1 rRNA gene (only partly in view) is annotated in these 1,155 nt (G+C 51.9%); it reads left to right on the forward strand.

Features of this window, described 5'->3' with window-relative positions:
• Nucleotides 1-1,155, forward strand: a 23S ribosomal RNA gene (locus GTP90_RS35355); its annotated part runs 1,446 nt beyond the window's last position; the annotation flags it as partial.

Genomic DNA, 1,155 nt, shown 5'->3' on the forward strand with positions numbered 1-1,155 from the left:
CGACAAGTAGGGCGGGACACGAGAAATCCTGTCTGAATATGGGGGGACCATCCTCCAAGGCTAAATACTCGTAATCGACCGATAGTGAACCAGTACCGTGAGGGAAAGGCGAAAAGAACCCCGGGAGGGGAGTGAAATAGATCCTGAAACCGTGTGCATACAAACAGTAGGAGCGGACTTGTTCCGTGACTGCGTACCTTTTGTATAATGGGTCAGCGACTTACATTCAGTGGCAAGGTTAACCAGATCGGGAAGCCGTAGAGAAATCGAGTCCGAACAGGGCGATAGTCGCTGGGTGTAGACCCGAAACCAAGTGATCTACTCATGGCCAGGATGAAGGTGCGGTAACACGCACTGGAGGTCCGAACCCACTAATGTTGAAAAATTAGGGGATGAGCTGTGGGTAGGGGTGAAAGGCTAAACAAACTTGGAAATAGCTGGTTCTCTCCGAAAACTATTTAGGTAGTGCCTCAAGTATCACCATCGGGGGTAGAGCACTGTTATGGCTAGGGGGTCATCGCGACTTACCAAACCATTGCAAACTCCGAATACCGATGAGTGCGAGCTTGGGAGACAGACGTCGGGTGCTAACGTCCGGCGTCAAGAGGGAAACAACCCAGACCGCCAGCTAAGGTCCCAAAGATTGGCTAAGTGGAAAACGAAGTGGGAAGGCTAAAACAGTCAGGATGTTGGCTTAGAAGCAGCCATCATTTAAAGAAAGCGTAATAGCTCACTGATCGAGTCGTCCTGCGCGGAAGATGTAACGGGGCTAAGCCAGTCACCGAAGCTGCGGATATGCGTAAGCATATGGTAGGAGAGCGTTCTGTAAGCCTGCGAAGGTGTCTTGTAAAGGATGCTGGAGGTATCAGAAGTGCGAATGCTGACATGAGTAGCGATAATGGGGGTGAAAAGCCCCCACGCCGTAAGCCCAAGGTTTCCTGTTCAACGTTCATCGGAGCAGGGTGAGTCGGCCCCTAAGGCGAGGCAGAGATGCGTAGCTGATGGGAAGCAGGTTAATATTCCTGCACCGTCGTATGATGCGATGGGGGGACGGATCGCGGAAGGTTGTCTGACTGTTGGAATAGTCAGTTTCTGCTTCATAGAAGGCGCTTAGGCAAATCCGGGCGCGTAATTCAAGGGAGTGGGACGAGGCAG

Source organism: Duganella vulcania (genome assembly GCF_009857655.1).
GTDB classification, from domain to species: Bacteria; Pseudomonadota; Gammaproteobacteria; order Burkholderiales; family Burkholderiaceae_D; genus Rugamonas; species Rugamonas vulcania.